At 55.0% G+C, this 23,128-nt stretch carries 17 protein-coding genes; 8 read left to right on the top strand and 9 right to left on the bottom strand.

Going from position 1 to position 23,128, the window contains the following annotated elements; genetic code table 11:
* Window positions 1-43: 43 nt before the first annotated feature.
* From B0G74_RS18270 to B0G74_RS18255, 4 genes are read left to right on the top strand one after another with little or no spacing between them, the layout of a single operon-like run.
* Entirely contained in the window at window positions 44-1,987 is a 1,944-nt protein-coding gene (locus B0G74_RS18270) for a hypothetical protein (protein WP_132376211.1), read from the top strand.
* On the top strand, window positions 1,987-4,149 hold the full coding sequence (locus B0G74_RS18265) for a hypothetical protein (RefSeq protein WP_132376210.1): 2,163 nt from the start codon (window positions 1,987-1,989) through the stop codon (window positions 4,147-4,149). The genes B0G74_RS18270 and B0G74_RS18265 overlap by 1 nt, the downstream gene beginning before the upstream one ends.
* On the top strand, window positions 4,146-4,739 hold the full coding sequence (locus tag B0G74_RS18260; protein ID WP_132376209.1) for a hypothetical protein: 594 nt from the start codon (window positions 4,146-4,148) through the stop codon (window positions 4,737-4,739). The genes B0G74_RS18265 and B0G74_RS18260 overlap by 4 nt, the downstream gene beginning before the upstream one ends.
* A 17-nt stretch (window positions 4,740-4,756) precedes the next feature.
* Window positions 4,757-6,019: a hypothetical protein gene (locus tag B0G74_RS18255; protein WP_132376208.1), complete on the top strand. Its 1,263-nt coding sequence runs from the start codon at window positions 4,757-4,759 to the stop codon at window positions 6,017-6,019.
* Between the two features lie 225 nt (window positions 6,020-6,244).
* Here the strand turns inward: B0G74_RS18255 and B0G74_RS18250 are convergent, their stop codons facing one another.
* From B0G74_RS18250 to B0G74_RS18230, 5 genes are all read right to left on the bottom strand, one after another.
* A complete protein-coding gene (locus B0G74_RS18250) occupies window positions 6,245-7,015 on the bottom strand; it encodes a hypothetical protein (RefSeq protein ID WP_132376207.1) in 771 nt (256 codons plus the stop codon).
* Window positions 7,016-7,043: 28 nt separating this feature from the next.
* Window positions 7,044-7,712, bottom strand: coding sequence for a hypothetical protein (locus B0G74_RS18245; protein ID WP_132376206.1), 669 nt, complete (start codon window positions 7,710-7,712; stop codon window positions 7,044-7,046).
* 190 nt (window positions 7,713-7,902) lie between these two features.
* Window positions 7,903-9,906 (bottom strand): DUF3732 domain-containing protein, encoded by a 2,004-nt coding sequence (locus B0G74_RS18240; protein ID WP_132376205.1) that lies wholly within the window; start codon window positions 9,904-9,906, stop codon window positions 7,903-7,905.
* 1 nt (window position 9,907) lies between these two features.
* Window positions 9,908-10,381: a three component ABC system middle component gene (locus tag B0G74_RS18235; protein ID WP_132376204.1), complete on the bottom strand. Its 474-nt coding sequence runs from the start codon at window positions 10,379-10,381 to the stop codon at window positions 9,908-9,910.
* 7 nt (window positions 10,382-10,388) lie between these two features.
* Entirely contained in the window at window positions 10,389-11,531 is a 1,143-nt protein-coding gene (locus B0G74_RS18230) for an ABC-three component system protein (protein WP_132376203.1), read from the bottom strand.
* Window positions 11,532-11,999: 468 nt separating this feature from the next.
* On the opposite strand from B0G74_RS18230, the gene B0G74_RS18225 reads away from it, so the two are divergent.
* Window positions 12,000-13,466, top strand: a complete 1,467-nt coding sequence (locus B0G74_RS18225; RefSeq protein WP_132376202.1) for a hypothetical protein — start codon at window positions 12,000-12,002, stop codon at window positions 13,464-13,466.
* 131 nt (window positions 13,467-13,597) lie between these two features.
* Here B0G74_RS18225 and B0G74_RS18220 read toward each other — a convergent pair whose 3' ends face one another.
* The 4 genes from B0G74_RS18220 to imuA form a co-directional block, all read right to left on the bottom strand.
* The gene (locus tag B0G74_RS18220) at window positions 13,598-14,560 is read right to left on the bottom strand and encodes an SOS response-associated peptidase family protein (RefSeq protein WP_132376201.1); all 963 of its coding nucleotides are present in this window, start codon (window positions 14,558-14,560) and stop codon (window positions 13,598-13,600) included.
* Window positions 14,561-14,690: 130 nt separating this feature from the next.
* Window positions 14,691-17,840, bottom strand: coding sequence for an error-prone DNA polymerase (locus B0G74_RS18215; protein WP_132376200.1), 3,150 nt, complete (start codon window positions 17,838-17,840; stop codon window positions 14,691-14,693).
* Window positions 17,841-17,846: 6 nt separating this feature from the next.
* Window positions 17,847-19,316, bottom strand: a complete 1,470-nt coding sequence (locus B0G74_RS18210) for a DNA polymerase Y family protein (RefSeq protein WP_132376199.1) — start codon at window positions 19,314-19,316, stop codon at window positions 17,847-17,849.
* Window positions 19,246-19,953 carry a translesion DNA synthesis-associated protein ImuA gene (gene imuA / locus B0G74_RS18205; protein WP_132376198.1) on the bottom strand — a complete coding sequence of 236 codons (708 nt, stop codon included), beginning with the start codon at window positions 19,951-19,953 and terminating at the stop codon, window positions 19,246-19,248. The genes B0G74_RS18210 and imuA overlap by 71 nt, the downstream gene beginning before the upstream one ends.
* Window positions 19,954-20,040: 87 nt before the next feature.
* Here imuA and B0G74_RS18200 point away from each other — a divergent pair, with 87 nt between their 5' ends.
* From B0G74_RS18200 to B0G74_RS18185, 3 genes are all read left to right on the top strand, one after another.
* On the top strand, window positions 20,041-20,355 hold the full coding sequence (locus B0G74_RS18200) for a hypothetical protein (RefSeq protein WP_132376197.1): 315 nt from the start codon (window positions 20,041-20,043) through the stop codon (window positions 20,353-20,355).
* 642 nt (window positions 20,356-20,997) lie between these two features.
* Window positions 20,998-21,306 carry a hypothetical protein gene (locus B0G74_RS18190; protein ID WP_132376196.1) on the top strand — a complete coding sequence of 103 codons (309 nt, stop codon included), beginning with the start codon at window positions 20,998-21,000 and terminating at the stop codon, window positions 21,304-21,306.
* Window positions 21,307-21,324: 18 nt separating this feature from the next.
* Window positions 21,325-23,097: an N-6 DNA methylase gene (locus B0G74_RS18185; protein ID WP_132376195.1), complete on the top strand. Its 1,773-nt coding sequence runs from the start codon at window positions 21,325-21,327 to the stop codon at window positions 23,095-23,097.
* Window positions 23,098-23,128: the final 31 nt, after the last annotated feature.

Below are 23,128 nucleotides of genomic sequence, written 5' to 3'. Positions count from 1 at the left end.
GCTCTAGGTGACTAACCCAACAACGACCGATGAATCAAAGACAATGCCTACTTATATCGCACTGACTAACCGCTCAGTCCCGGACGTGTTGGTCTTCAACATGGCGAGACGGGTCAAAGGCCGTGACTATCTGCGGCCGGTAAGCGTTGATGCCGGTGAACTGGGGATGACGATGGCAGGCACATGGGTCGCGGCGGTGCTGCTTGCTTTGCACGGGAGGAGCGTAACGGAGGGAGCGATAAGTGGCGATTTGCTTGTCTTTTCAAAAGTTCTGACCCTTGCCGGCGGAGACGATGTAGCCAAAGCAATTTTGTGCAAACCCATCCGTACGATAGGCAGAGCTGACGTTATTAGGCTTTTTGACAAGGTCGAAGCCTTGATTTCTTTGGTCCCGAGTTGGGCTGGACCAACGCGAGCAGCCAATTCAAGCGTCTTCCGCCGTTTTATGGCTGAGGAGGTTCCCAAAGCCTTATTTGCGGAAGATGTATCGAGCCATCGCCGATATTTTCAAACGGTTCTAAGAGAAAGGCACAAACCCCGAGCCACTTTGAGCGAGCTGCCTTCAGTAGACTCCGATATTGTGGACCCGATTGGGGCCATTCCTCATGAGCGTATTGAAGACTTGCGCGAAACCTCCCTTAAGCGATTGATGGATGACATAGAGGCGGTTAAAGATGCGTGCACATATGACTTGGAGTTTTGGTCAAAAGTACGGAATACGATGCGCACCTATGCCCGTAAAGCTATCCCCCGAGCCGACTACAGGCATATCGTCAATTTTGTGAACGACCGGGTAGTTGCTCAAAAAAATATGTTGACCATTTGGGACTTTCCTATCGAAACTGTTATCGGCGCTTTGGGAAGATTTGAGCGCAATAAGCGCATCAGTCGAAATTTATTAAGCCTCTGCTTTGATAGGCTCCTTCAAGCGAAGATAACCTCTAAGCTCGAGATTGCAGAAGAGGAATGCGGCGCTGTAAGTATTCGCCAAATTGCAGGCCTGACCATCTGTGTGAACTCTCGCGAGATGGTAGCTTCATTTCATATCCTACTTATCCACACCGGCTGGAATGCGGATGCATTGTTGAATATGAGAATCAACAATCTAATCCCTTCCGAAAATGGATACTTGATTCAAGGTTTAAAAGGTAAAGTCGACAAACGCACGCAGCAGGTATTTGTTGGTCCGGGTGACCGCGGCGCGTGGATTGCCATCAATTTACTCATTTGGAACTATCATCAATTACATGGGCGAGGACTGATTGACGCCGATGACGAGCGCTTGTGGTTTTGCTGGTCGCGGCCATCAAAGAAAGTGATGACGCAGTTGACCAACATGGAACGTCCAAAAAGAATGATGTTGGCGCGCCACAGAATAGAATGGTTCAGCGACGAGCAAATCAGAAACCATATGCTTTTGCTTATCAGCATGCGACGTCGCAATGGATTGCTCGACGCTCAGATGGTTGCCGACCACTCCTATATTGGAACAACGGCACATTACGCGGACCAACTCATTACAAAACTACTATCCAGCTCTATAAACCTGGAGTTTCAACGCAGACTTGATTCGACTTTGAAAATTTCCTTGTGGGGCGAACATTCAGAATTCGTCAAAAGACTACGCTTTCAGAAATTTGACCCTAATCTCGCAATACCAATTGGTGATGGAACATTATGCGTCGCGCCTGAAAATCCGCCGAATGTGGATTGGCTAATGGACGGAATATGTGATGCAAAGCGATGTCATTCCGGGCGTGGATGTGCAAACAACCGCATTTCCGTTAGCGCATCAAGTGTGGAAGAGTTATCACGTTTTGTTCAGTATTACAAGAAAAACTGGCGGCGACTGCTTGCCGACAACGATGCTGCGTTCCGAGAATTCCACGGTCCAGCGATGCTGTTCGCCCTGGCATTCATGCAGTTCATACAAACCGGTCCCTACTGGGAAAAATTGAAGCGATACGTGGCAATTGAGGAAGTTTGATGAATATACCGAATAAAGTTGAAGATTCCGCGATAGCTCCAACGCCAATTTCGCCGAGTTGGATTAACGAACGCATTATTTGTTCGGAACTGCATCTCGGTGAAGATTGGGTTCTACGTCTTGATAAACTCGATGTTGAAGGCGGTGGAGTGTGGGAGGCAGACATTCGGGAATTGCTCTTGCCACCCAATCAAATCACTCAGCAGGTAATAAGTTTCGCGGAGCATGTCGAGTACGCTGCGATACTTGTCGCAACAGTCGACCATTATTTGTCGCATTCTTCCCGAGATACGCATTCCCGTGCGCGACAGGCTACGTTGATTGTCAGAGAAATAGTTCTATTTCTCGAATTTCTTTGGCTTCGCAACTGTCTGAGTTTGAGAACTGCAACGGAAAAGGTGTTTGAAGAATTCGCTTCGACACTTGCCAGCGGTGGTCACATAGATGCACTAAGAATTGAAGAAAGAATCGCATCTTTGGAAGATGGTGCGTCCATGGAAAACGGTCTCGTCGCCAAACGTTTAGGTACTAATTTGGTACATTTCAACGGTCAGTTGAAAGCGAAAAGCGACGCCAGCAAGAAAAAGACAAGTTCAAGTGCTTTGAAAATAACCTTTTTGCACATTAATAGGTTCTGCGAAATCATACCTGAGTTAAAAATATCATTCCGTCCGTACCCACGTCCTTCGATACTAGCCGACAGACTCGGGAAGCCCCGGCAAAGCACAAGAAATTTGCCGCAGCAGGTTGTCGGACGACTTCTACGCGTGTCATTTCTTTGGCTTTACGAGCGCGGCCCATTATTGCATTCTCTACTAGAGGAGATAATCGATTTATACGAAAAAAATGCTGAGTCTGGATATAAATGGGTAGGGCACAATGTGCGCGAGGTGCTTTTTGCATCGCGCAATCTGGCGGTACTCAATAAATTGCTTCCTCGCCCGATTAATAGACTAAGTCATTCGCAGCATCATACCGATTCTTCGAGCATTTCATTAAGAGATGCTATAGATTGCTTTATGGCATCGTGTGCAATTCTTATCAGTCTTTTTAATGCAAGGCGGCCGGGTGAAATTACGCATCCTATTGTTGGTCTTCAAACCGGAAATCTACGCGTAGTTGACATATCATTGGAGTTGGCTGTAGTGTCTTTTTATTTGGAAAAGGGAGCAAAGAAAAGGGTTCCGTTTTTCGTCAACGCAACTACGAAAGACGCAATTGCTTCTCTTGAAGATTTGCAGCTTCAGTTGGAACGCTTGGATAGTCAAGGTCAAAACGATAGTTCGATTTTTTGTACTCGAACATTCAATCGTAAAAATGGACTGAATTCCAAGACAAGATTTAGCTTTCGTGAATCTACGCGCGGAAGACGAGACGTAGATTTTTCGGTCGTGGTTGAAGCCCTCGGCGCTAACGTAGAATTCGGCGGCTTGAGAACGTTTCGGCGAATGCACGCAGTTATGCATTTTTATCGCTACGAGAACGGGGATATTCAAGCGCTCAGTTTTCAGATGGGGCATGATGCTTTGACGACAACTGTCGGCTATGTGGGCGATTCACTCAGCCGTCCAGATTTTCAAAGTATATTTGACATATCTCCCGACGAAGTGGAGGAGCTTAAGCGTGCGGCACTAGCCGATTTAGACGATAGGCATAAAGACCTCGAAGAGGTCGGCTACGGAAAACTCATGGAAGAGATACTTATTGTACTCAACAACGGCAGAGTGTCTGGGGGTTATAAAAAAATTATTAAACGTTTGGCTCTTAAAGTCGCCGGGTCAGCCAAGTTCCACGGAGGGACGGACGAGAAAGCACAGGCTGTGTTTCAGGCGGTCAAGGCTCGAGGTCACTTTCCAAAACCAATGAAACATGGCGAATGTATGATTGGTGGTGCCGTGAAGATTAAGTCTGCGCGGTGCTATTCACGTAGCGAAGGGAGACTTTGTCCGGAGAATGCGTCTCCAATGATTTGCGATAACTGCAACTTTCACCAGGCGAAGCCGGCCTATATACGTAATCTGACTGATGACCGCGTGCGAATGGAGAGGCGACTGGCGGATGATTGTTTGACGGCTTTTGAACGTAAAAGACTCGAGACCGAATTGAAAAACTTGACTCAAGGAATCGAGCTCATGCGTGCACGGTTTGAGATAAATCTATGAGTAAAAGTTCATCGGCAACTCGACCAAAGCCGGAAGACAAAAAGCAGCTTAAGCCTTCTATTGCTTATTCTTCAGAGGAACTTGCGTTAAAAAATATAAAGAATAAACTAGAAGCGTTGCGATGCTTGCTTGAAGCTTGCAAAAAAGATGCCGCAGTTGCCCGTTTGATTTGGAACGAAATCAACAAAAATGCCGAAAGAATTTTGGTACCTTTTTCACAAAGGCAGTTTTTGATATGGACAAATGAGGGGGCGCTCAAGATTATAGGTGTCGAGGCGGTGACATTTTCAAAAATAGGAAATGGCACTTTAGGAAGGTATCCAGAGCTTCACAAAGAAGTGGGTACTATAACGAAGGATTTATTTGGCCGGTTAAAGTCAGCAAACGAGATAACTGAGCTGACTGAAAATCAGACGAAAAGGGCGTTGAAAAAGGAGCGTAATCGAACGAAAATTCTTGAGGCAGAACTGGTACGGTTGCGACGTGAACTTAGAGATGCAAAGATTGATGTCGAAGCCAGAGAGTCTGAAATCAGGGACTTGTGTAGACAGCACGGATTGTTTAGAAAGCCTGCAATCGTCAAGAACTGACAATAAGGAATCATGGCATGGATGCGGAACGTAAGCGTGTTTCATTAAAACCGGTGCGCGAACAAGGGCGTCTATACTACGTTGCTTATTCTCACGATGATGAACTGGTAATTCCACTGATAGATTATTCAATGTATCTGTCAGATAGACGAGCACTAGACGAAAAATCGGTGGATAAAATAATTCGTAGCGTCGGCTCTTTTTTTGATTTCATGTACAACGTCCCTAACGTTGAGTCGCATTGGCAGTTTTTGACGCATGTGCATGACCGATTGTTAGAAAAGTATCGTGATACCGAATTCAAGAGGGTTAAAGAAAACAAGTTGGGTAGCGGCGATTCCTTGGCTGCCCAAAAAACTGTCAATGGAAAGTTAATCGAAATTTACAATTTTCTACTTTGGTATCAACACACCAACAAATTGAAAGAACTGATAGGCCCATTTGAATGCCGAGTTAGCTGTCGGAAAATATTTGGTGAGACATCAAAGGACAGATTTGGTGGACAAAATTATTTTCCGTTGCTTTATAAAAGAACGGGGGCTTGTACAGGTGGCGTGGCTAGTTATATACCTAGCGAGACCGACGTCTCGGCGCTGTCGCAATACATGGAGGGTTTCACGGAGTTCGTCACTTTTCGGAATTTGCTCATGTTGAGGCTGGCGAAGGAGATGGGGTGGCGTCGGGCTTCGCTCGCAGCCCTGCGTTGTTCGCAGTTTTCTGAAGAGCGTTTAGCGGAGATGTCGGACCGGGGCTTAGTATGCGTACCGCCGTCCCAGAAGTTTGGTTATCAGAACGGGTTCGTGGTGCCTCCTGTTTTAGCGATGAACGTTTTCAATTTCATTCATGACTGTCGCGCAACCTTTCTGGCAGAATTGGGATGGGATGAGACTCGAGGGGACGACCACATTTTCATCTCTGCGAGCACGGGGCGGCCGCTCCGAGGCAATTCCCTTTCCGCCATTGTTGGAAAGGGGATGAAATCAATCGGTGCACCACGCCGTGCCGGTCTTCATAGCTTTAGGGGTTTATTTGCCGAAGACAAGGTGGGGGACGAAACGGTCGCGCGAGTCGCATTGGGGCTGGACACGAGCACGGCCTCAGTGAGCGCAGCGGTCGCGCTTGAAATGGGGCAGCGCAATCCCGATTCGCTGCGAGCGTACGTCAATCAAAAGCAGTCAGAGTTGGTCAGGCGAGCGGTAAGACGACTTAACGATGACGATACTCAATTGGGTACCCGTGACCTGACGCCAGTTGAGCGTGCGCGCTTGCTAAAGAAGTGAGCAGCGTCTAGCCTGCTTCGCCGCGCTTCAGATAACTTCCTATGTAGCCCTTCGCAGCACGAGGCGACATTTCAGGATAAGTGTCGCGGAATGCTCGTTCGGCCTGCGGTAGTTGCAGGCTGCTAGCAACAATCGCCCGCGCCAAGTCGCGCGCAAGTTGCAATGCTGTTGGTGGAACAAGGTATCGAGGCATGTCCGGATTCTCAAAAGGCAGTGAGGATTAAGTCATTCCAGCGCCGCGACTGCGCTCCGCAGGTAGTCATGCGCCGCGTCAATCTTGTCGGGGTGTGTTCCCTTGTCTAGGTCAGCGCGGTCCTTCTCGCCCAAGAAATACGCCGTGCGGTCAGGTTCCTCTTTACGTGGATGGGGGAGGCCATGAAGCACTCGTTCCTTGTTCAAGAAGCCTTCCTTGGTCAGCCACTCGACGCCTCTCGACGCGGCCGCTCCCACGGGGATGAAGACCGCTTCTGGCATGGCTTTTACCATCTTCCCGAAGTGGTTTTTCATCTGGAGGCGCAGCATCGGGTCTCTTTCGGGATGCCACCCCGCCCTGAAGTTCTCGCCATTTTTGAACACGGGAAACTGAAGCACGGACGACACCTGCAACAAGTCGCCCGCTTTGCCGAATAGGTCTGCGCTCGAGCCCAGGCCCAACCACTGATGCACGCCAATATGGTCGAGGAGCGCAACGACACGTTGGCGCGTCACCCCGGCAAACGCAGCCGCGAGACTGGCACGACGTAGCACCTCGGGCACAGGAGCACCCTCAAGCAGTGCGCGGTGCGCCTCGGTCAACGCAATGTCGGCCTGTGCCTTCCAGGGAGTGGCGTCAACGAGAACGAGCTTCGCCGTGGGACTCACCCACTCGAGCGGCGCGTAATACACCACAAGTTCGCCATTGCGGTGCATGCGGAGGGATGCAGATTGTGGGTCGCCCTGGGGGCCTCGGTAGTCCCGGATTGCAGATTGGTACTTCTCGAAGAGCTCGAAGTTCACTTGCATTGCCTCCCTGAGGTTCTTCGTCTCATCGCGCTTTCGCGGCCGACCCAGCATGGCGGAACGATGTGGGCTCGGGCGAAACTGACGTTGCTGGAGCAGCCGCCGTCGGAGTCGACGCCGCCTGGGGGACGACAGCCGGCGCCACTTGAACTGTGGTTGTTAATGCCAGCATCTTTGGATTAAAAATTAGAAGAATCGTAAGAACTATGGTTGCGGCCGCCGCGACTATGAGCGCCTGCTGTGACCGATGGACCCAACCTGCTTTGTTGGCTGCCACCGTCGCAACCGAGTGGTTGGCCACCTTCAGCTTCTCAATGACGAAGTCCAGCAGTTCGAATTCCGCAGTCGCATATGTATCTACCGAGGTCTGCGACACCAATTTCCGGTAGCCAGGCCCGCATTCTTCACCCGTCGCTGGAAGTTCCGAATCTCGCGCAAACAGCGCCCATAGGGCTGCGAGGACGCTGCAGCCGAGAGCGCCGGTTATCACAAGCAGAACGACGATTGCCAGTAGGCTCGGCGTGTCCGTGAGTTTCGAGACAAAGCCAAGGTCTGCTGCTAGTAACGCACCGGCAATAGTCGTCGCCCCCTGCGCTTTACGGTCAGCAGAATCAAAAACATCGCACTGGAGCTTGTACTCCTTCTCCGCTCTCTCGATAGCGCCGCGCCGCGCGGTGACCAGCAGCGCTGCCAAGTCGTTACTCATTGAAATTAACCCGGTTAGTTGAAGCGAGACCGTTTTTTACACTGATGTCATGCGTTACGTCGAGTATGCCTACTGCCTCATTGTCGAAGAAGTCAACCCAAGAATTACCGCGACGGACACGCTTTCTGACGAACTCTCGATGCGCGCGGGACGCTGACGCGTTCGGCGACGCCCAGTTTTACATACCATCTTGTCTAGTGTCCTGTTCGTCTTCCAGCCAGAACGTCGGAACGAGCTTGTCCCCGTTCCGCCACTCCTGGACGAAGTGAACTCCTTTCTGTCCGTCCCAAAACTGATGCCCTGCATGGTCGAGCACGATAATCTGGAGGTGGCCTTTGTATGTCGACGCCGCGGCGCCAAAGGTTTTGAAGAATCGCTTCACGGCCTCCGAGTCCTCGTCCCGTACCTTGTAGTTCTCTTCGATACTGCCGTCCGTGAGCCGCCGCGGGAAATACACCTGACTTGGCTGGTCAAAAACTAGCACTCCCGGAACAGGCGAGTGCTTTTCTCGCGAGAACAGAAGATGGAGCGCCAGGAGGGCCGCAACGTGGTACGTGAGCCAATTCGCACCGCTTCCGAGCTGCCAGAGGTAGTCGGCTCCGCCATTTTCGTTACTCACCTTGACGGTCAGCTCTTTCATGTCGAGCTGCACAGCGGCCTTTTCGTCTTCGGCATCCAGGTTCTCGGCAATCCGGCCCATCCACCGCGTCAGTCGTTTTTGAACCCGCTCAAGCCTTACCTGGTAGGAGTGGCCCGACAGCTCCCCTTTCAACTTTTCAATGCGCGCCAACATTTTGTCGAGTTCATCCTGTGACCCGCCGCGCTCTCTGCCTTTATATACTTCGAGAGCTTGCTCAAGCGCACCGATGAAACGGGCCGCCTGCGTGACCAGAAACTTCTGCTGCCTCGCCCTCTGATTCCGCGCTTCAATTCCTTTCCTGGTAGCGGCGACTGCGCCGAGTTCATCGACGAGCTCACGCAGCTTTTTTTCCAACGCAACCCAGTCGCGGTCGTACACGGACGGCGCACGCGCAACTCGTCGCGCTTCGGACTCGACGACCACGAGCGCATCGACAAGTGTCTCGACTTTCTCAGCGTGACCATCAAGAGACTGGCTGCACACGGGGCATGCTGCGTCGACAGTCTCTTCAGTATGAGCGCGCAGCCACCTCGAAAGCCCAAGACGTTCCTGCCTCGTACCGAGCGATAGTTCGAACTGGTTGACCGAAGACCGAAGGTCAGAAAGTCGACTCATGCGATGCCGAACTTCCGCTATTTCAGCATTCAGTTTCGCCTCCTGCTTTGTCAACTGCCCGTACGCATCGGCAGCCTTAGCGATGCCTTCGGCATCCGGTGTCGGCTCGGGCAAGTTAGCAGTGGTCAATCCTGAAAGAGCGTCCAATATGGCCGGTTCCTCAGCATCTTTCAGCGAATCCACCGGTAGGAATCCAAGCTCATAAGCCTCGGACACCCAGTTTCCAAGGTTGGCTCGCCAAGTCGCGGATGCGCGCTCGTAAGCGGCGAGTTCCTTTTCCAGAACGCGCGCCGCTTTGCGAAGGCTTTCATACTCCCATTGCTTCTCGAGGATTTCTGGCGTCGTTACGCCTAGAACGTAGGGAAATATCGCCCGCAGTTTCTCTCGGTGCTCCGTTGTGTCCGCACGGTAGAAGAGGACGTCGGGGTTGGCCACCAGGTTCTGCGGCTGGAAACAGAACGCCATCAGGTCCCGAAAGCTGGGACGGCCCGCGTAGCCACTCGTCGTGTTTTGGGCATCCGTACCGAGGCGCGTCAGCCTTGCCAGCCGGTCCATCGTCAGCTTAACCCGGTCGACGTTGGTATTGGCGATGGGAACATCCAGAGGAGTCTTACCTTCCTGCACAGCCTTGACGTACATATCGGTCGAGGTTGGCTGCCTTCCCGGTTCAGGCCGGGCAAGCAGCATTAGCCCTTCGTCCGTGTCCACCACCATGCCGAACCAGGCCACTGCTTTACGGATGACGCCAACCGGGATTGCGCAGCGCTCAGACCCGAGACAGTAGTCGATGATTGGGATAATCGATGACTTTCCGGTTTTCGATGCCCCGGTAATGATGTTCGCTTTGTTTCGCTCGAACGGAACTACCTGAGGGGCAAGACCTGCGTTTCTCGGCCACAAGATAAGTTCAATAATTTGCAGCTTCAATCTAAAGCTCCAGACGAAAAACGAAGCAGAATTCCCGCAACGAAGCCCCTGCGGCCCAGCGTCCCAACTTCTCAGCTGCCTTCATCAGTTCCTTGGGCATCTTCCCTTCCAACACCGGGTGCGCTGTTGCACGGGAACGGAATGTAGCGTCTTCAGCGTCGACGGCGAGCAGGCCGGCCCGTAAAGCGATACCCAGACTTTCACTTGACAGGTCACGCATGCTCAAGACGTTCATTTGTGCCGTCGTCGCGATGGTCTCATCGTTGTTTAGCTTTTCATCAATTTTGCGCAGGCCCTTTTTGGTCCTAACAACGACCTCAAGAGTCGACTTGTTGTACAAGAGTGGGATAACGAGAAACGCATATGGAAGAGGCACTGCCTCCTCCGATTGAGACGCGAACGCACGTCCGAATTGCCATATCAGTGCGGCACCGAGTCCGGGATTCTGGACCTGCCACATCTCTTTGTTGAGCATAAGAGACCTATTTCGCGAGTGCCGAGACGAGCGCCTTCCAATCAGGATGCCACCCAATTTTTAGTTCGTTGGCAATCTCGTGGAAGCTGCCCCGGGAAAAGTAGGACGGAACGTCCACTTTCTGAATGCGCGTCTCTTTCTTCATGCAGAGAAGGAGAAGCTTCACGCCTCGCTGGATTGGCGTTTTGTCCGTATCGAGGGTCTTTACTTCCAGTGAGCTCTGCTTCCAATGGTCTTGGAGCTCTTCAACGAACGGCCCGATACTACGCGGGTTCAGATACCCAAGGGCCGCCCACGACGTCCGCGCAGACGAGGCCCGCATATAGTCTTTGATGTAGGCTTCAATTGCTTCTTCCTCCAGCTCAAGAACGTTTAGCTGACGGACAAAATTCGAGCCGTCGAGGTGCTCCTCGATTTCGCTTCGCTGGGGTGTGAGCGTGTGCTCCGGGAATTCCTTCAGCTTGCCCAGAACTCGCTCGTAGACGACGAGGCGATACTCCCTGAAGTCATCGAAGGGGATGCCGACAACTCGGCGCGCTTCAATCTGCGCCATCACCTGGGTCTTCGTCCAGCCGAGAAGGGATTCAGTCACTTCCTCGACGTGCTCATCGCGAACATGCGCAGAAATTTCGCTCCGCACCTCGTTCACTGGGGAGGCAGTCCCTTTCTCGATAGAGAAATACGTAACAACGGATGCGATAACTTCGTCGTCGTTGGCGAACACTCTACGAAGCTGCTTAACAAGCGCTGTAGGGCTCTCGTCGGCAAGCTCTGACTCGTCGCCCGAGGTGGCACTGTTAGTCTTCTTCACGGCGCTCTTGCCTGCTGTTATTGTTTCTTTGGTTTGGAGTTCCCCAGCGAAGTGCTTACGAAGCCTGCCGACGAGTTCAATGGCGTCGTCGGTCTTGGTACAACGGTGCAATTCATCCGCAATCGGGCCCTCGTAAGGTTGTGCCACGTACAACACGTAGACAGCCGCGGCCGGCAGGGAACCGTCACGGCGCGCATCAATCCAGTTGGCTAGAGTTTTCCAAAGCGATACGGCTCTATCCGCAATCGGATTGTGGGCCAGCCCACTCTTGTCCTCTTCGGAGACCACTCGACCATCTGCGGTCCGGGTGGAAACGTCGCCAACATGCTCGAATGCCACTACATCGCCTGGCCTCGCACGCATGAGATGCCACAGGACTCGAACTTCCTGGACCAGGATGCCGTACGCTTGACCCGGAACAGACGAACTCCGCTTCACACGGGGCTTCTTCCTAACCTTTTCTGTGGTAGACATGGCAGCATCTTTACAATGGCATCATTTCCCCGATGACGCCGAGGTGGTCTTTTCTTTCTATACCTGCTGATACACCGCAAGCCCGTGAGGCGTGACGAACCCCGCCAACCATGCGCCCTCGGTTATGCGTTATAGCAGGACACCAAATACAAGCTACGTCAGTCATGCACTGGAGCAATCAAGGCAGACAAACAGGTTTCATCCTCGAAGAATGCCGTTACCAGAGCTTGCGCGTCGTAGGATTGTGCATGCAATCACACGGCAAATCCATCGAAGAATGAATGGTTAGTTGCTTCCGCGACGGGGACATGCAGAGGAATTTTGAAGTCCCCGATGGATTATCGAAAATGCATACACAACTACGACATCCGCCGCATCGCCGACTGTCCACATCCAGAACAAATTATGCCAAAGCGATTCGAAAACGAAACTTTTAGGAACTCAGCTCCATCATGGGCAAATGCCTGCGTTGGCAACAACGGCTCCCCAGGAATTGTCGACTATGCCGAAGGATTCGCGAATGCCGCGAACGTTCTCCTGGAGCAGGTTCTGGAACATAGGGGTTTGAAGCATTCAACAGATACGTTTGTGTATCCCATCTGCTTCAATATGCGTCACGCTATCGAACTTTATCTAAAGGCGGCGATTGGATTGATGCCAGCTCTCCTCCATCACGACATCCGTTTGACGGATGTAGATGTCGATACCTCGCATAACATTGGTCGACTTTGGGACTACATCAAGGAGCATGCAACCAACATTGACCGTCGGTACTGGGACCTGATAACGCAGTTAGACAGGGGTATCGCAGACTTCGCTGAGGTGGATGCAACTGGACAAGTATTTCGATACCCGTTCGACCGCGACAACCAGAAACATCTGACGCAACTAGCGATTATCAACCTCGGCGTTCTTTGGACAAATTTCAAGGTGCTGATTGAGAGGTTGAAGAGCCTGAGCCGTCTGGGAGAGCAACTGGTAGAGGAATACCGCTACAAGACCTACACATCACACTTGTCGCGGTTTGACCTTATTTGTGTGGCTTACCGGCTACCACCTCGGGGGGATTGGCCAACGGCCGCTTTTGCTGATGCGAAAGATGACATTCGCGCGCGATTTAAGCTGAGCGGAAAAGAGTTTTCCAAAGCTGTAGAGATTATAGAAGGTAACCTAGAGATGGCCGCGCTTATTGATAAGCCACAGCCGTTTCGACACCTGACGGAGACCCAGCTTCAGATGTTTTTTGATTCGTGGCGCGACTATCACGACCTTGACAAGATGAGGAGACGATTCAATGGCATACCCAATGACGTCGATGCTGCAATCAAGGAAGCGGAGACTTTTGAAGCGTTTGACCTGAGGGATATATTGGACGACAAACGCGACGTCCGAATGACGGCGTGGCCGCATTTGTCGAAAGAAGTAACTCCAGAAGCTTTCGGTGAGCTCAGCGCAATGTTTTACTTCGCCCGGGATAGATTGCGCTACAGTGAGGCCTTTGAGCGGCAACGGGAATTTTCAATCCGTGACTTCGTGGCGAAGCGCGCAGCAGGCGAAGATGAGTTCAGGCATTCGGTATTTCATCTCCTCGAGAAGACCTCTGCTCTGGAGCACGTATCAAACACCCTGCGTTTTTTTGGAAGACTGGACATCGCGGCAAGCTTGCTAAAGCGTTGTGAATTGGCCGAATACTCCGAGCAGATTTTGGAAGAAAGTTCGATACGGATGCGAGCGCGACATGAGGAAGCGTCAGCTAGCATGGGTGTGGCTGTAAGGCACCCGTCATGCGAGCGGCTTTAGTGTTTTACTTCGGCTGGGCGATGGCGTCAGCCGCAGATGCAGTAGTGGGCTTTGCGTAATGGTGACGACTACCGCAAATTCGGTCGCAAAATCGATGGCGCGAGCCTATGAAATCGACATCAAGAGAGGCGTCACGCCGCGAGACGGTGCTCGTAGTACGGCCGGTGGCGGTCATCCAAAATTGCGTAAAGCGACTCGAGGTCTCTGGGGTCTGGATTCAACCAGGCGTCAACGTTTTCGGGCTTGATGGGAATGATGCACCGGTCGTGGCCGGCCGCTTCAATCTCCGGTGGCGGGTCATCCGTGATGGCGGCGAACGACAGCAGGTCTGGCTGGCCCGGGGCGCTCCATCGTGACCACAGACAGGCAACGTGCATCAGTTCACCGTTGCTCGGGCGGAACTCGAGAACGACATTCTCATCGCGCTCGTGAGTCTCAAGTAATGTGTTCTCGAACTTCGCCTTGCTCACATTCTCGTAGAAAACTTCAACGAGAAGGACAGCATGCGTGTGCCCAAAGCATGGTGCCCAGAAACCTTCAAGGCTATCCCGGCGCGCGTTGTAGGTGCCGGGAAACTTGATGTCGTAAGACGCGGGCTTTCCAGCAATGCGGCACTGATAGCGCATTGGTTTGACCACGCGGTTGCCGTTCTCCATAACCATGACAGGCGCGTAGTGACCCGGGAATATGCGCGAGTCGCGTGCTTTCGGCACAATTCGCTGCATGTCTTCAAGCTTGCCCAGGGTCCAGGCGATTTTGTCTGTTGCGATTCGCTGACTTTCTGTGGCCGCCTTCGTGACCTTCGTTTGAAGCGTGCGTTCCGCGTCTGCCAGTCTCTTACGTTGCTTGAACAAGTCCTGCTCAAGCTTCGAAGACTGAGCTGAATTGAACTTGTCGATGGCCGCTTTAATCTCGCGCTCGGCGTCAGTTTGCGGTTCGGCAAAGGCATCCTCCATCGCTTTGGGCACCTTCGTTTTGCTGACACCTTCGGCGCGCTCGAAGAACAGCCGAGCGAACTCGCCGATGTCCATGATGGCGCCGAACGTGCGCACGAACTTCCGGTAATCAGCTTGAATCTGGGCCGAGTAGCACATGAATGCCTCCGTTTCGTCTTCCCATGATACGCATTCTCCGAGGCGACACAGGCCGGGCGCCCGGTGGACACGTTGAATTCGAACCCTGGTTGCTAGTAAAGGAAGCCACGAGTTCGGTCACAGCATCGGTTCAACAAAAATTCCGACTCGCGGTAGTCAATCCGCCGAGCAGATGAGACATGTCGACCAGCCGCTGAGCAACGAGATGTCGGACCTCACCTTCACATTGCCATGTGCCATAGACCGCCAGTAGCGATGCGCCCAAAGCTTCCTTCCGTTGTCGTTCGAACAGGGATGGCCAGACAATTACATTGACGTTGCCAGTTTCGTCTTCGAGCGTCACGAACAGCACACCCTTCGCGGTGCCGGGGCGCTGTCTAACGGTGACGAGCCCACATCCGCGTGCCAGCCGGCCGTGGCGATAAGTACGCAGCGTCGATGCCGGCATCAATCGGTTTTCGAGCAATTGCGGCCGCAGTAGCTCAAGAGGGTGACGTCCTAGCGTCAGGCCAACGGAACGATAGTCTGCGACGATGTCGTGCTCTTCTGACGGTGCGCCCAACTCAGGTGTCTCATCCTGTGTCGAGGCGATGGCAAGCATGTCTTTGTCCGGCACGGCCGCGACCGACTGCCAAAGAGCTTCCCGCCTGTTTCCGGCAAGCGATGCCAACGCGTTTGCGTCAGCAAGGACATGCAGGTCCTTTCGGTCGAGCTGCGCTCTGCGGGCAAGGTCGCTAACGCTTTCGAACGGCCGAACCGCTCGCGCATTGTCGATTCTTTCCGCGGCACCATCCTTCATGCCGCGAAGCAGCGACAGACCGAGACGGACAGCCGGTCGGGTCGCGCCAGCACCGTGCTCAAGTGACGAATCCCATCCACTGATGGCCACGTCAACTGGCAATACCCTGACATCATGGCGTTGCGCGTCCTGCACCAACTGCGAAGGCGAGTAAAAGCCCATTGGCTGCGAGTTCAGCATCGCGGCGAGGAACGCTTCCGGTTCGTGGCACTTTAACCAACTGCTCGCATACACGAGCAGCGCGAAGCTGGCCGCATGGCTCTCCGGAAAGCCATACTCACCGAAGCCTTTAATCTGCTCAAAAATCGACTCGGCGAAGGCAAGGTCGTACCCGCGTTCCTGCATGCCGACCACGATGCGGTTGTAGTATTTTTCGAGGCCGCCCTTGCGCTTCCACGCGGCCATGGCTCGCCGCAAGCCATCAGCCTCGCCAGGAGTGAAACCGGCTGCCAGGATGGCAACCTGCATCACTTGCTCCTGGAAAATCGGCACGCCCAGCGTGCGGCCAAGCGCGGTCTTCAGCGCGTCGCTCGGATAGGTCACAGGCTCGAAACCTTGCCGCCGCTGCAGATACGGGTGAACAGCTCCGCCCTGAATTGGGCCTGGCCGAACGATGGCGACCTCGATAACCAAATCGTAGAACGTACGAGGTTGCATGCGCGGCAGCATCGACATCTGGGCTCGAGATTCAATCTGGAAGACGCCAACGGTGTCCGCCGCAGAAATCATCTCGTACGTCGCGGGGTCCTCAGGCGGGATGTCCTGCATTTCGAAACGTTCACCGCGCTGCTCCGACACAATGTCGAGCGTGCGGCGAATCGCGGACAGCATCCCGAGCGCAAGCACATCAATTTTCAAAAGTCCGAGCGATTCTAAATCGTCCTTGTCCCATTCAATTACGCTGCGGTCTGCCATTGCAGCGTTTTCCACCGGGACGAGGCGCGTGAGCTTGCCGCGACTGATGACGAATCCACCTGAGTGCTGTGACAGATGCCGCGGAAAGCCGAGCAGTTGCGATGCAAGCTTCGCCCATGCCTGAATCAGCGGCTTCTCCGGGTCAAGGCCGGATTCAGCAAAGCGCTTAAGCAGGTCCTGACTCGTGTCGAACCAGTGATGGCTCTTCGCGACCACATCGACAATCTGCGGGTCGACGCCTAGCGCCTTGCCGGTCTCACGCAGCGCCCCGCGTGGCCGATATGTCGACACTGCGGCTGCAATCGCTGCGCGGTCGCGTCCGTATTTCCGGTAGATGTATTGGATGACCTCTTCGCGTCGCTGGTGCTCGAAGTCCACATCAATGTCCGGCGGCTCCCCGCGCTCCTTGCTGATAAAACGCTCGAACAACATGTTCCCGCGCGCGGGGTCCACCTCGGTGACCCCAAGGCAGTAACAGACTGCGGAATTGGCAGCCGACCCGCGCCCCTGACAGAGGATGTGCTGGCTCCGCGCGAAACGCACGATGTCATAGACAGTGAGAAAGTACGGTTCGTATTGCAGGTCGGCAATCAGTTCCAGCTCGTGTTCAATCTGCTCCTGCACTTTGTGCGGAATGCCAGATGGAAAGCGTCGCTGCGCGCCGATGTATGTCTCCTGACGAAGATACGCCGCCGACGTGATGCCAGCAGGCACAAGTTCGTCGGGATATTCGTAGCGCAGTTCATCGAGCGAAAAAGTGCAGCGATTCGCAATGTCTACAGTCGCAGCGAGCGCGTCATCTGGATACAAATTGGCCAGCCGCAACCGCGAGCGCAGATGCTGTTCTGCGTTGGGCGCGAGGTCATAGCCACATTCGTGAACGGGCTTGCCGACGCGGATGGCAGTCATCGTGTCCTGCAGAGGTTTCCTGGAGCGCACATGCATGACGACGTCGCCGAGCGCAACGACGGGGACATCGAAGTTGCGAGCAACAAATTCGACCGCGCCACGATGGATGTCGTCCATTGCCCGCTGATGGAGGACGAGTCCAACCCACGCGCGACCAGTGAATGTGGCATCGAGCCACTCGACCTGCGCTTCCAGCACGTCCTCCTTTGCGGGGAAGTCGGGGACGAGAATCGCAAGACAATCCGGCGCTCCCAGCAGATGGCGATATTCCTTGTCTGGTCGCGACAGGTCCTGAGGCGTGAGTCGATATTCGCCCTTCGGCGCGCGTGTCCGGGCGAGAGTGATGAGTTCGGACAGGTTGCCGTATCCCTCGCGATTCTTCGCGAGCAGGATAAGTCCGAATGCTGGCGACCCGTCGGCGTTGACCAGCTTGAAGTGAGCGCCGACGATAAACGGGAGCTTCGCTTCCTTGGCCGCAACGTGCGCGCGGACCACGCCGGCAAGTGAACATTCGTCAGTTATTGCGAGTGCCGAATAGCCCAGTTGTGCCGCGCGTTCGGCAAGCTCCTCTGCGTGCGAGGCGCCTCTCAGGAAAGAAAAGTTCGACCGGCAGAAAAGCTCGGCGTAAGCCGGAAGGATATTGAAGGTCGTATCCACAGCACATCATCCAAATAGGCCATGGAGGAACCAGCGCTGCTCTTCTTCCGCATCGCGGCTGCTGACGCGTTCCCGGTAAATCCAGTAACAGCTCGTGTCTTCTCCCTGCGCGACAAAATAATCACGCGTCACGAGCTCACCATCAAACCAACCGGCCTCAATGCGCTCACCGGGCGACACCATGCGCAACGGCGAACCATAAAACGGCCGGTGCTGACGCATCAGCAATCGCACCGGTGTATCAAGCATCCATGTGGGCCTCGGCAGACCTTCAGGGAGCGTGTCTGGCTTTTTCTTTTGCGAGACTGGAATCCAGTGGTTCGCAATTTCGGGGCGATGGTCGGCTGTGGGCGCCGGCCGCAGGACGTTCTCCTCGCCCAGCCGTGCGACAAGTAGTTCGAGCAGCTTCTGATGGTCCTCTTGCGAGCCACCCGGTTCAGGGAAAAGCGTGTCGGACGCTGGCGCTGCAGTCTCCACGTTCGTCGCATCAAGCCGCAAAGCAATCATCGGCGCGGCCAGTTCAATACGATGCAACCGCTCCTTCAGCAGTCTGACCAGGTGTTCTTCGCGCCATGTCGGTTCTCCCAATGCGATGTCGACAATGGTTGGCTCAATGGCATCGCGTCCGCGCTCGTGCTCGAGCGAGAGACGGACGCCTGTGACTGCGAGTTGTTTGGCGCAAAGCCATCCGCATAACTGCACAATCAGACGGTGCGCGGCAAACACCGCTCCATCCGCATGTTCGAGCCGGTCTGGCATCTCGATGCGCGCCGAGAAGGTTGGCGGCAATTCGAGCCAGTCAAAGAGTTCGGGCGCCGTGCCAAAGGCTCCGTCAAGAGAATCCAGAAGGTGCTCGCCACATCGGCGTTGCAGTCCTGCGCGAGGTAAGCGCCGTATGTCAGCGATGGTCTCGCAGCCCAAGCCGTCGAACCAGTCGAAAAACGGACGGACCTCGGGGACCGCGACCATCGGCAGTGCGGAGAGGTGATGTTCAAGCGATGCAAGTTTCAACACTCGCCGGTTCCCATGCTTCGAGAGCAGCCAGGCACCCTGGCCAGTCGGCGCTGCGCTGATGCGCGCGGTGAAGCCGAGCGCACCGAGGACGGCCTTCGCCTCGCGACACAGTGCAAGCAGGCCGCCAAAGAGGCGCAAACTCGCGCCGACCTCGACGACGACCGTCGCTTCATCGAGCAGTGCGACTTCGGGCGAGAAGCGCATCAGGGCGATGCCAACCTCGCGCTGCGCCGCGCCTTCGCGACTTATGTCGCGCTCATGCATTTCCGTTTCGGGCGACAGCGTCAGCACACCGCCGCGCTTCATCCCAAGGCGCACTCCTGCCGTGCGGGCGGTGGCATCCGCAATGACAACCTTGTCTTTCTCGAGCACGGCGCTGCCGTGAGCAGGCTCAGGTGACCACTTCGGTCTGAAGACCTCGAGCGGCAACTTCGGCAGATGAACGGCGAGAAAGACGCGCATGTCGTGAAAGCAGAACAGGGGTTGGTTGAAGGGGAATCGACAAGGGCTCTGCGCGAGAGGGTCCTCGTCGTTTCACAATGTCCACAGTCAGACCGTCAGCCGATGGTCTGAGCGCCAGCCGCAGCAGCGCGGGTGATGCATCCTGCGCAGAGGCCAGCGGCCGGACCATGATGAACAGCGTTTCCGATGACTGGGCAGCAAGGTGCAGACGTCGAAGCGATGAAGCCTGCGCGTACTGCGTCCAGAAAATCAGCGCACCACAACTGCCGGCACGAAGAATCTGCTCCGCCGACCACAGCGCATCCGCAGTTTTTTGCGTGTTCACCCGAAGCACCTGGTCCAAAGACAGCCCGATGTAGCTGAGCCCCAGTCCGTCAGGGGTATGCGGAGGCTGCACGAATGCAACCGGCCGATTTCCCGCGGCACTGAGCGCCGGACGTAGCAGTCGCAGTTCGCCGACGCCGGCTTGCTGGACCAGCAGGTCGACTAGCGCTCCGACAGGCCATCCGCCCCCCGGCAACTCCGCCGACAGCGCCGGATACCCAGTCTCGACAACCCGTCCGCGACTGCGCGCAAGCTGCGACGCCCGCCACAGGGACGGGTGTATCTCCTCAGCAAGGACGGTAGCAGTGGACATGGGCGGGTCAAAAGCCTGTATATTTATACAGTATCGTACACGCAAATCCGCGAGAGTGAACTGACACTTTTTAACGAGGGCTGAATCATGGATGCACGCGTTCGGCGGCTCGACCATCCGATGCCGGAGATGGCTACGTTCGTCGCAAAACTGCGTTCAGCCTTCGGAGACGAGGCGATTGACGATGCGGTCAGGCGCGGAAAAGCTGGTGAGCCGGTCTTTTACGCATGCGAAAATGGCCGCACCGTTGGGACAGCAGGTCCGGTGAGCGAAAACGTCTGGCGTGCTAACGCTGACATACGGGACCGGCAATATTGTCCCGGCTGTGACGGCGAATGCGTCGGACAGGGTATTGGTTGCAAGGAGTGGCTGAAACGAGCAGCCGGTAGGGAGAAATTGTGAAAAAAATTGGACTGGCGTTATTGATGGCTACGCTCGCGCCCACTGCGTTCGCAGCTGGCACATACTCAGAAGTATGGAATCCGCCAGAGGCACGTGGGACCATGCCGAAACACGTCAGGGCTACGCGGAAGGTTGCATCTCATCGACGTGCAGCGCCGCATTCGGTGAAAGTGCATGCGCGGCGTGCCCTCACACCGTCGCCCAATCTCATGGCAAAGCAGCGCAACTTGCAAAAAGCCGTTCCTGCGAGCGAACCAGACATGTCGGATATTCCGCGCCAGATAACCCCCGAGGGCAACGTGCTTCGCGTGACGGCTCACGGAGCATCGGCTGAGGTGGCCCGCTGATGGAGTCGCAGTCCTACCATAGTTACAGCGTGTGGGGGCATGCCTGTTGCCGCCGACGCCAGTTTGCCCCGGATGCTGACATTCGGCTGGACCTCCAGAGCCAGTCGCGACATTGCTGCTGGAACCCCTTTCCGATTGGCAGGGATGGTCAGTCCGCCGTCGGCATGCGGGTAAGGTTGATGTCAGCCTCAACTTTCATATAGAAGCAAAGGAGCCCTTCAAATACAATAAAATTCGCTTGTGTATTTTGTTGTAGCACGCTACGATTAATTTTATTGAGCGGAGGAACAATATTGTGAGCTACAGCAATGAAGGGTTCGAGTCTGGACGCTATCGTCGCGCATCGACCATGTCTCATCATGCGGACAAGCGTGCGAAGCAGCGCGGCATTGACAAGGTCGCCCTTCCGTTGCTGTTGGCATACGGACAACGCGAGTTCGACGGAAAGGGTGGCATTCGTTACTTGATGACTTCTGACTCGCTTGACACCCTCAGTCGTGCGGTTGGCCGCACCAAGCAAGTGGAGGCGCTGGCTGGGGTCTATGCCGTGGTCAGCGCCGCGGACCAGACCGTCATCACAATGGGCCACCGCCACCACAATTAAGAAAAGACGAATAGCACCATGGCACGAATCGAAACACCTGCTACGAGGGCCTGTTGGCAACTGGCAAATCTTGCGCGAGCTGATGGTACCGTTGATGCGCAGATGTTCGTCCTGACCTGGCTGGCCGCAGGTCGCATGGTCATCAAGGGGAAAGCAGGGCGTGTTTCCACGATTGACCAACTTACCGACCTTCACGCCTGGAGTGAGCTTTTGGAGGCGGGACTGCCACCGGAAGCGTACGACCGCATTGTTCCCAAGCGGTCCTCTGCGGCCGCTCATGATGTTGGGCAGCGCGCAGCTGCGGCAGCCATCGTTTCCGCGCTAGAAGCGGAACTGGGGCAGCACCGTTGGGATGTTTTGCCATCCATGACCGAGTTGGAGGGGCGACGCGGCAACACCGAAGGCATCGTGGTACCCGAGCTGGCTGCGTTACTGATGGACATGGTCGATGCGCCGCTAGATAGTGAGGTCTGGATTCCGTTCGACTTTAAAGGACAGTTGACCGTCGAAGCCCTGCGCCGTGGATGGCGTGTTCTTACCGCGTCGCCGTTGGGGTTTTCGCAACTGGAGAGGCAGCTTCTGTTGACGATTGAAACGGGCCAGTCTCAACCGCCAACGGTGAGAGCCGAGGTGGAGCGCGACGCTGCTGGCCGTCCGATAGGGCGAGCGGATTTCGCGCTGGTGATGCCCCCCTTCGCTATGCACATCAAGGACAGCCCCATGTCGATGTGGGACATCACCGGAACTCGGGCCTATGAGCAGTTCGCTCGTAGCGAGTCCTGGGCCTTCTTCGAATTCGCAAATCGCATCGACAAGCGGGCAGTATTCGTGACGCCTCAAGGTGTTTTGTTTTCGAAGGGGCAAGAACAGCGTCTGCGAGAATACCTGCTGAACCGGGGTGATGAAGGCACTAGGGTTCAGGCCGTTGTCACGCTCCCCCCTGGTGTGTTCCCGACCATGGGCATCGCGGGCGCCATCACGGTACTAGACGCGACAAGTGGGTCAGACGCTATCTACATGGCCGACCTGGGCAGTGGCCGTCGTTCGCTGCAAGAGGCTGGAGACATTGTTTCGGCAGGCCGGGAGGTGGCGCTTCGACGCGCTCAGTCGGACAAGGCCCGACTTGTGAGCCGCGACGAGATTGAGGCAAACGAATTCAGCTTCGCCCCCTCGCGCTACCTGCGGCGCGTTGCTGACCTGGGTGATAACGCGGTCAAGCTTGGCGACATCTGCGCGGCCGTGAGACCGCCTGTGTCCTCGAAAGAGGTTACCCCTATCGAAGTCGCAGAGGTAGGGCTGGCAGACCTGCACCAGTGGCAACCCATCAACCGTGACATCGAGAAAACCGTCTACCTGAAATCAGCACCGAAAGACTCGACGCTGGTGCAGCCGGGGGACATCGTGATTTCCATCAAGGGCTCAGTCGGGCGGGTTGCGCTGATGGGAACTGCTGCGCAGCAACGCCCAACCGTTGTGTCTCAGAGTTGCCTTGTACTGCGCTTGGACCCGAAGTGGCAAGACAAACACCTGTCACCCGAGGTCCTCGTCATGTACCTGCGTTCCCCGCATGGCCAGGCACAGCTTGAAGGTCTCCAGGTCGGAGCTGGCGTGCAGCACATCAGCCCCGGGACACTGCTGAGCGCGGTCATGGTGCCGCTGCCATCCGAACGGACCTATATAGAAATCCGACAAGACTACGACCGGCTATGCCACCTTGAAAACCAGGTCGCCAGTCTGGAGGGAGAAATTGCTGACATCTCGCAACGACGTTGGCCGGACACGCTTCAATAGGCCATCCACCTGTTTTCACAGGTCATCCCAA

Origin of the sequence: Paraburkholderia sp. BL9I2N2 (assembly GCF_004339745.1) — a bacterium.
Classification (GTDB): Bacteria; Pseudomonadota; Gammaproteobacteria; order Burkholderiales; family Burkholderiaceae; genus Paraburkholderia.
Note: the sequence above shows the minus strand (reverse complement) of the source record. Positions and strands in the feature narration are given on the sequence as shown.